6 protein-coding genes and 1 pseudogene are annotated in these 8,390 nt (G+C 73.4%); 5 read left to right on the forward strand and 2 right to left on the reverse strand.

The genetic code is table 11. From position 1 onward, the window contains the following. Positions 1-264: pseudogene (locus tag JNW87_RS30785) on the reverse strand (hypothetical protein); the annotation flags it as partial. A gap of 738 nt (positions 265-1,002) precedes the next feature. On the opposite strand from JNW87_RS30785, the gene JNW87_RS30790 reads away from it, so the two are divergent. From JNW87_RS30790 to JNW87_RS30805, 4 genes are all read left to right on the forward strand, one after another. Next, the gene (locus JNW87_RS30790) at positions 1,003-2,187 is read left to right on the forward strand and encodes a zinc-dependent alcohol dehydrogenase (protein WP_238454871.1); all 1,185 of its coding nucleotides are present in this window, start codon (positions 1,003-1,005) and stop codon (positions 2,185-2,187) included. Continuing rightward, positions 2,184-2,891, forward strand: a complete 708-nt coding sequence (locus JNW87_RS30795) for an SDR family NAD(P)-dependent oxidoreductase (RefSeq protein WP_238454872.1) — start codon at positions 2,184-2,186, stop codon at positions 2,889-2,891. Before JNW87_RS30790 ends, JNW87_RS30795 begins: the two co-directional genes overlap by 4 nt. Then, entirely contained in the window at positions 2,870-3,127 is a 258-nt protein-coding gene (locus tag JNW87_RS30800) for a hypothetical protein (RefSeq protein WP_238454873.1), read from the forward strand. Before JNW87_RS30795 ends, JNW87_RS30800 begins: the two co-directional genes overlap by 22 nt. A gap of 65 nt (positions 3,128-3,192) precedes the next feature. Continuing rightward, the gene (locus JNW87_RS30805) at positions 3,193-4,335 is read left to right on the forward strand and encodes an MBL fold metallo-hydrolase (RefSeq protein WP_109806040.1); all 1,143 of its coding nucleotides are present in this window, start codon (positions 3,193-3,195) and stop codon (positions 4,333-4,335) included. A 24-nt stretch (positions 4,336-4,359) separates the two neighbouring features. On the opposite strand, the gene JNW87_RS30810 is transcribed toward JNW87_RS30805, so the two are convergent. Then, positions 4,360-5,871, reverse strand: coding sequence for a deoxyguanosinetriphosphate triphosphohydrolase family protein (locus JNW87_RS30810; protein WP_238454874.1), 1,512 nt, complete (start codon positions 5,869-5,871; stop codon positions 4,360-4,362). 144 nt (positions 5,872-6,015) lie between these two features. On the opposite strand from JNW87_RS30810, the gene JNW87_RS30815 reads away from it, so the two are divergent. Next, a partial coding sequence (locus tag JNW87_RS30815; RefSeq protein ID WP_238454875.1) for a Tex family protein occupies positions 6,016-8,390 on the forward strand: 2,375 nt, incomplete at its 3' end.

Genomic DNA, 8,390 nt, shown 5'->3' on the forward strand with positions numbered 1-8,390 from the left:
CAGACCGGCCTTCTTCGTCGCCGCGATGATCGCCTCCGCGTTGGCGGTCTGCTCGTCGTTCAGGTCAATCTTCGACTGGGCGCCCTGCACACCATGCGGAATCAGCTTCGAGCTGTCCGGCTTGTCAGCCTGCACCGCCACGGCGGCGGGCTTGGCGGTGACGGGGCCGGTGTCGGCGTGCGCGGCGATCGGACCGGCGAACACACCACCGGTGAAAGCCAGACCAGCAATACCGAGAACGCTCTTACGCAGCATCGTGTTCATGACAAAGCTCCTTGGGGGGTTGGCGCACACCCGGTGGGGGCCGGGACATGCGCAAGCACCGTCAGGCGCTCAAAAAGAGTGCAAGGGGGAAAGTCTCTGCCCGGTGCCAGCCGCGGGGCGGGGGGCCTCTTCGCGGCGCCGGGACCATGTGTAACGACCACCGGCCCACCATCATTCCCGGGGGCCCGACCATCCGACCCGGTCGAGCGGGCCAGGTACTCGGTCGTACGCGATGTATAACGACCCCGGGCCGGCCACGATTCCGCGCTGAGGATGCCGCCGGTCACACCCAGAACCGGACATCTCGGCCAGACCGCACGGGCCGTCTCACGCCGACCGCCAAGATCCACACAACCTGCGGCGCACCGCGTATCACCACCCGGAGACACCGAGCTGCCGCAACCCGCGACGATCTCGCCCAGAACACGACCTCTCAACACCCGCCAGGCACCAACCTTCCGCAACCCGTGACGACCTCGACGGGACACGCGAACCGCCCGACCGGGGACGCACGGGCGGACCGGGACCACGTCAGGGGTGTGGCCCGCCGTGACCGGCGCAGGGATCAAGCCTGACCGCCCGGAGCCGGTCACGGCGGGCCACACCCCCCACCGCAACCAACCACGCACCGCAACGCACGACCCGCCGCCTGGAGAGCGGAGGTCCCCAGCGACCGGTTCAAGCGTCCCAGCGCGGGTAGCAGTCCGATGGACGGCACCAAAGAGGGGACATTCAGGCATGAAGGCACCGACCTGGCAAGGCAAGCGTGACGTCCGGGTCGAGGACGTCCCGGACCCCAGGATCGAGGAGCCGACCGACGCGATCCTCCGGATCACCTCCACCGCCATCTGCGGCTCCGACCTGCACCTGTACGAGGTGCTCGGGCCGTACCTGAAGCCCGGCGATGTCCTGGGGCACGAGCCGATGGGCATCGCCGAGGAGGTCGGCCCGGGGGTGACCCGGCTGAAGGTGGGCGACCGGGTGGTCGTCCCGTTCAACATCTCCTGCGGCTCGTGCTGGATGTGCGCGCGGCAGCTCTACGCCCAGTGCGAGACGACGCAGGTCACGAGCGAGGGCAAGGGCGCCGCGCTGTTCGGCTACACCTCGCTCTACGGCTCCGTGCCAGGCGGGCAGGCCGAGTACCTGCGGGTCCCGCAGGCCCAGTTCGGCCCGATCAAAGTCCCCGAGACCGGCCCCGATGAGCGCTGGCTACACCTCTCCGACATCCTGCCCACCGCCTGGCAGGCGGTGAAGTACGCGGACACCCCGCGCGGCGGCACCCTCGCCGTCTTCGGGCTCGGCCCGGTGGGGCAGTTCTGCGCCCGGATCGGCCGGCACCTCGGCGCCGACCGGGTGATCGGGCTGGACCTGGTGCCGGAGCGGCTGGAGATGGCCCGCCGGCACGGCATCGAGGTGCTCGACGTGTCGGCCCTGGACGACGTCCCCGGCGCGCTGATCGACCTGGTCGACGGGCGCGGCCCGGACGCGGTGATCGACGCCGTCGGCATGGAGGCGCACGGCGCCCCGCTGGGCAAGGTTGCGCAGACGGCCGCCGGGCTGCTGCCCGACAAAGTGGCGCAGACGATGACCGACAAGGCCGGCGTCGACCGCCTCGTCGTGCTGTACGCGCCGGTGAAGGCGGTCCGCCGGGGCGGCACGGTCTCCGTCTCCGGCGTCTACGGCGGCGAGCGGGATCCGATGCCGTTGGTGGAAATGTTCGACCGGGGCATCCAACTGCGGATGGGGCAGTGCCACGTGAAGCGCTGGGTGGACGAAATCATGCCGCTGCTCGCCGGCGACGACGACCCGCTCGGGGTCGAGGACCTGCGTACCCACCGGCTGCCGCTGGAGCAGGCGCCGCAGGCGTACGAGATGTTCCAGAAGAAGCAGGACGGCTGCGTCAAGGTCGTGCTCGCGCCGTGACCCGGACGGTGGTGATCACCGGCGCGACCAGCGGGATCGGCCGGGCGGCGGCCCAGGCGTTCGCCGGGCGCGGGGACCGTCTGGTCCTCGCGGCCCGCTCCCCCGCCACCCTCGCCGAGGTACGCGAGGAGTGCCGGGCCACCGGCGCGCCGGTGCTCGCCGTACCGACCGACGTGACCATGCCCGACGCGGTGGACGGGCTGGCCCGCGCCGCGCTGGCGGCGTTCGGCGGCATCGACGTCTGGGTGCACACCGCCGCGGTGATGGCGTACGGACGGTTCGACGAGGTGCCCGAGCGGGTCTTCGAGCAGGTGGTCCGCATCGACCTGCTCGCCGCCGCGGCGGTGGCCCGGGTGGCGTTGCGGCACTTCCGGGCCGCCTCGGCGGGCACCCTCATCCTCACCGGCTCGGTGCTCGGGCACATCACCGCGCCCTACCTGAGCGGCTACGTCGCCGCCAAGTGGGGCCTGCAGGGGCTGGGCCTGGCTTTGCAGCAGGAGGCTCGGGAAACCCCCGGGGTGCACATCTGTCTGGTCAACCCGGGCAGCGTCGACACCCCGGTCTACCGGCAGGCGGCCAACTACCTCGGCCGCTCGGCCGGCCCCCGCTGCCGATCACCACCCCGGAACGGGTGGCCCGGGCGATGGTGGACTGCACCGACCGGCCGCGCCGGGAGGTGTCGGTGGGCCGGCTCAACGCGGTGATGCGGTTCGGTTTCACCGTCCTGCCCGGCGTGTACGACCTGCTGGTCGGACCGCTGATGCGGCGGGCGGGGCTGTGCGACCGGCCGGTGGCGCCGCACGACGGCATCGTGTTCACGCCCAACCCGGCCGGCGAGTCGGTGCGCGGCGGCTGGCTGCCGGACCTGTCGCAGGTGGTCCGCTCGGTCGGCGGGATGGGCGCTACGGTCGGTTCGGCGGTCCGGCGCCGGCCGGGCTGAGCGCGAGGGCGCGACGGCTTCGGGATGGCTACCGTGTACTGCGGAACACGGCGGAGGGGACGACGATGGGCGAGACAGCGGATCGGGCGGTAGAGCGGGCGCTCGGCCGCCGGCTGTGGCGGATGGCCGGAATGGCGGCGCTGGCCGGGGTGGCCTGGGTGGGGCGGGACGTCCCGGCGCAGCTCGGCGGCCGGCTCACCGGCGCGCGGGCGGAGCGGGCGGCCCGCTCGCCACGGTTCCGCGACGGCACCTTCCACAACCCGTCGAGCACCCGGACGATGGTCGCGGACCCGGGCCGCAACCTGGTCAAGGAGCTGATCTTCGGCAAGCAGAAGCGGCGACCCGACGGCGGGGTGCCGCTCTTGCGCCCGTCCGCCGCGCCCGCGTCCGACCCGGCCCGGGAGCTCAACGTCGTCTGGTACGGCCACGCCTCGGCGCTGATCGAGATCGAGGGGCACCGGGTGCTGGTCGACCCGGTCTGGAGCGGCCGGTGTTCCCCCTCGGCCCTGGTCGGCCCGCGCCGGATCCACGAGCCGCCGGTACGCCTCGACGAGCTGCCCCCGGTGGACGCCATCCTGATCTCGCACGACCACTACGACCACCTGGACCTGGCGACGGTACGCGGGCTGCTGGCCCACCAGTCGGCGCCGTTCCTGGTGCCGCTGGGCGTCGGCGCCCACCTCGACCGGTGGGGCGTGCCGGAGGAGCGGATCGTCGAGCTGGACTGGTCGGAGAGCCACCGGGTGGGCGGCCTGACCATCACCGCCACCGCCGCCCAGCACTTCTCCGGCCGGGGGCTGCGCCGCGACGGCACGCTCTGGAGCTCCTGGGTGGTGGCGGGCGCGCACCGCAAGGCGTTCTACACCGGCGACTCCGGCTACTTCGACGGGTACGCGGAGATCGGCGCCGAGCACGGCCCGTTCGACGTCACGCTGATGCAGATCGGCGCGTACGACCGGGCCTGGCCGAGCATCCACATGTTCCCGGAGGAGGCGGTCGCCGCCCACCTCGACCTGCGCGGCGGGCTGTTCCTCCCGGTGCACTGGGCGACGTTCAACCTGGCCCTGCACGACTGGGCCGAGCCGGTCAACCGGCTCTGGTTGGAGGCGAAGGCCCGGGACGTCCGGCTGGCGGTGCCGCGGCCCGGCGAACGGGTGGTGGTGGACGACCCGCCGGCCGTGGACGGCTGGTGGCAGGCGATCGCCTGAGCGGTCCGGCCCGGCCGGGTCGGCTCAGAGGACGAAGGCGTCCGTCCAGAGGGCGCCGGAGCGGCCGGAGAGGGCGTCCAGCATCGCCACCGCCTGGCCGTCGGTGAGCTGGGCGACGAAGTCGACGATGGCCCGGCCGCGGGCCCGGCCGATCCGGTCCTTGGTACGCGGGTGCAGCTCCGCCTCGGCCAGCTCCACCAGGTCGTGCAGCCGGCGGGGCAGCCGGGACTCCTCCTCCGGGTCGAGCAGCCACTCCCAGAGCGCCTCGACCAGGGTGCCCAGCAGCCGGGCCTGACCGCGCTGGTGCAGGGCCAGGTCGGGGCGGGCCAGCACGAACCGGTGGTGGACGAACTTGAGCACCTGCACCTCGTGCCACTGCGCCTCGGCCAGCAGCACGTACCCGGAGCGCGGGCCCGGCTCGGGGGTGACGGTGATCGACTCGACGAACCGGGTGGACCAGCGGGCGGAGAAGCGGGCCACGTACTGCTCCGCCTCGATCGAGCCGTCGAAGGGCAGCGCGAGCAGCCCCTCCACCAACTCCTCGCGGACGTGCTCGACCGCGGCGGCGAACGCCTCGTCGTCGGCGATCCAGGCGTCCTTGCGGTGCAGTTGCCGGCGCAGCCGCTCGATTGCCGCGCCGGGCCGGCGGGCCGCGGCGGCCAGGGCGGCGTCGGTGATGGCCCGGAAGTGCCCGCTCTCCCGCTGCCAGGCCATCAGCTCGGCGGCCACCGCGCCCTGCTGGAGCACCCCGACCCGGTAGAAGTCCTCCACGTCGTGGATGGCGTACGCGATGTCGTCGGCGGTGTCCATGATGGACGCCTCGGGGGTCTGCTGCCAGTCCGGGATCCGTCCGGCGAACGGCTCGCGGGCCTGCCGCAGGTCGTCCACCTCGGTCCGGTACGCCCCGAACTTCGCCGACCCGCTCTCCGGGTCGTCCGGTGGCGGGGTGGCGCCCCGGGGTGCCGGGTCGAGGTGACGCGGGTGCGGGTCCGGGTGATCCAGCCGGGTCCACGGGTACTTCAGCATCGCCGCCCGCACCGCGGCGGTGAGGTCCAACCCGGTGGTCGCCGCGCCCCGGATCTCGGTGCTGGTCACGATGCGGTACGACTGCGCGTTGCCCTCGAAGCCGTCGGCCAGGCCGAGCCGCTGCCGAGCCAACCGGTCCAGCACCCGCTCCCCCAGGTGCCCGAAGGGCGGGTGGCCGAGGTCGTGGGCGAGCGCGGCCGCCTCCACCACGTCCGGGTCGCAGCCACCGAGCTTCTCCAGCAGGGCGCGGTGCTGCTCGTCGGCGGTGAGCCGCTCGGCGACCGCCCGGGCCACCTGGGCCACCTTCAGGCTGTGGGTGAGCCGGTTGTGCACCAGCAGGCCCGAACCACCCGGGCTGACCACCTGGGTGACCCCGTTCAGCCGGGCGAAGAAGGGCGAGGCCACGATCCGGTCCCGGTCGGCCCGGAACGGGCTGGCGGCAAGGTCGCCGAGGGCCCGGGCGCTGCCGCCGAAGAGCCGCCGCGCCCGCGGGTCGGCAGGTGGTTCCATGATCGCCACGCTAGCGCAGCCGGCCGGCCTGCGGCGACGCGTCCGCCCATGCTGCGCCGGCGCGGGCGGCGGGTGCGGCGCGGCCGGTGACCGACGGAACGGCACAATGCACTGCGGAACCCACCGGAAAAGGCGGATCAGATCGTGACCCAGTCTGTGCACCAGCGGATCGCCGACGAGCTCGGCGTCGCCGAACGGCAGGTACGCGCGGCCGTGGAGCTGCTCGACGGCGGCGCCACCGTGCCGTTCATCGCCCGCTACCGCAAGGAGGCCACCGGCCTGCTCGACGACGCCCAGCTGCGCACCCTCGAGGAGCGGCTGCGCTACCTGCGCGAGCTGGACGAGCGGCGCGCCGCGGTGCTGGAGTCCATCCGGAGCCAGGGCAAGCTCGACGAGGCCCTGGCAGCCCAGCTCATGGCCGCCGACTCGAAGTCCCGGCTGGAGGACATCTACCTCCCGTACAAGCCGAAGCGGCGGACCCGGGCGCAGATCGCCCGCGAGGCCGGGCTGGAGCCCCTGGCCGACACGCTGCTGGCCGACCCGGGGCAGGACCCGCGTGGGACGGCCGCCGGCTACGTCGACGCCGACAAGGGCGTCGCCGACGCGGCCGCCGCGCTGGAGGGGGCGCGGAACATCCTCATCGAGCGGTTCGCCGAGGACGCCGACCTGATCGGCACGCTGCGCGAGCAGATGTGGTCGCGGGGCCGGCTGGTCTCCCGGGTACGCGACGGCCAGGAGGCCGCCGGCGCCAAGTTCGCCGATTACTTCGACTTCGCCGAGCCGTACACCCGGCTCCCCTCGCACCGGATCCTGGCCATGTTCCGGGGCGAGAAGGAGGGCGTGCTCGACCTGACCATGGACCCGGAGGGCGAGGGCGACTCGGACGCCGTGGTCACCGGCCCGACCCGCTACGAGGCGGCCATCGCCGGCCGGTTCGGCGTCAGCGACCAGGGGCGGCCCGCCGACAAGTGGCTGGCCGACACGGTGCGCTGGGCCTGGCGTACCCGGATCCTCATCCACCTCGGCGCGGACCTGCGGATGCGGCTGTGGCAGGCGGCCGAGGAGGAGGCCGTCCGGGTCTTCGCCACCAACCTGCGCGACCTGCTGCTCGCCGCGCCCGCCGGCACCCGCCCCACCATGGGCCTCGACCCGGGCCTGCGCACCGGCGTGAAGGTCGCGGTGGTGGACGCCACCGGCAAGGTGGTCGCCACCGACACGATCTACCCGCACGAGCCGCGCCGCCAGTGGGACGCCTCGGTCGAGACCCTGGCGAAGCTGGCCGGGGCGCACGGGGTGGAGCTGATCGCCATCGGCAACGGCACCGCGAGCCGGGAGACCGACAAGCTCGCCGGTGACCTGATCAAGCGGTATCCGCAGCTCAACCTCACCAAGGTGGTGGTCTCCGAGGCCGGCGCGTCGGTCTACTCCGCCTCCGCGTACGCCTCCCAGGAGCTGCCCGGGCTGGACGTGTCGCTGCGCGGCGCGGTCTCCATCGCCCGCCGGCTCCAGGATCCCCTCGCGGAACTGGTCAAGATCGACCCGCGTTCGATCGGCGTCGGGCAGTACCAGCACGACCTGTCCGAGGTGAAGCTCTCCCATTCGCTGGACGCGGTGGTCGAGGACTGCGTCAACGCCGTCGGCGTGGACGTGAACACCGCGTCCGCTCCCCTGCTCACCCGGGTCTCCGGCATCGGCGCCGGACTGGCCGAGAACATCGTGCTGCACCGGGACGCCAACGGCCCGTTCCGCACCCGGGCGGAGCTGAAGAAGGTGGCGCGGCTCGGCCCGAAGGCGTTCGAGCAGTGCGCCGGCTTCCTGCGCATCCCCGGCGGCGACGACCCGCTCGACTCGTCCAGCGTGCACCCCGAGGCGTACCCGGTGGTGCGGCGGATCCTGGCCAGCACCGGGCAGGACCTGCGCTCGCTGATCGGCCGGTCGACGATCCTGCGCGGGCTGAAGGCGACCGACTTCGTGGACGACACGTTCGGCCTGCCCACCGTCACCGACATCCTGCGCGAGCTGGAGAAGCCGGGCCGGGACCCCCGACCGGCGTTCAAGACGGCCACCTTCGTCGAGGGCGTGGAGAAGATCGGCGACCTGGTCCCCGGCATGCTGCTGGAGGGCGTGGTCACCAACGTGGCCGCGTTCGGCGCGTTCGTGGACGTCGGGGTGCACCAGGACGGCCTGGTGCACGTCTCGGCCATGTCGAACACCTTCGTCAAGGACCCGCGGGACGTGGTGAAGTCCGGCGACGTGGTCCGGGTCAAGGTGCTCGACGTGGACGTGCCCCGCAAGCGGATCTCACTGACCCTGCGGCTGGAGGACGAGGCGGCCCCGGGCGGCGGCCGGTCGTCCGGCGACGGTGGGCGGCGCGAGCGGGGCGGAGGGCGCCCCGAGCAGGGTGCGGCCCGGGGGGCCCAGGGCGGTACCCCGGGGGCGGTCAGGGTGGTACCCCGGGCGGCCAGGGCGGTAACCGGGGCGGTCAGGGTGGCGGGCGCGGTGACCGGGGCGGGTCCCGG

Origin of the sequence: Micromonospora sp. ATA51 (assembly GCF_016802855.1) — a bacterium.
GTDB classification, from domain to species: Bacteria; Actinomycetota; Actinomycetes; order Mycobacteriales; family Micromonosporaceae; genus Micromonospora; species Micromonospora sicca.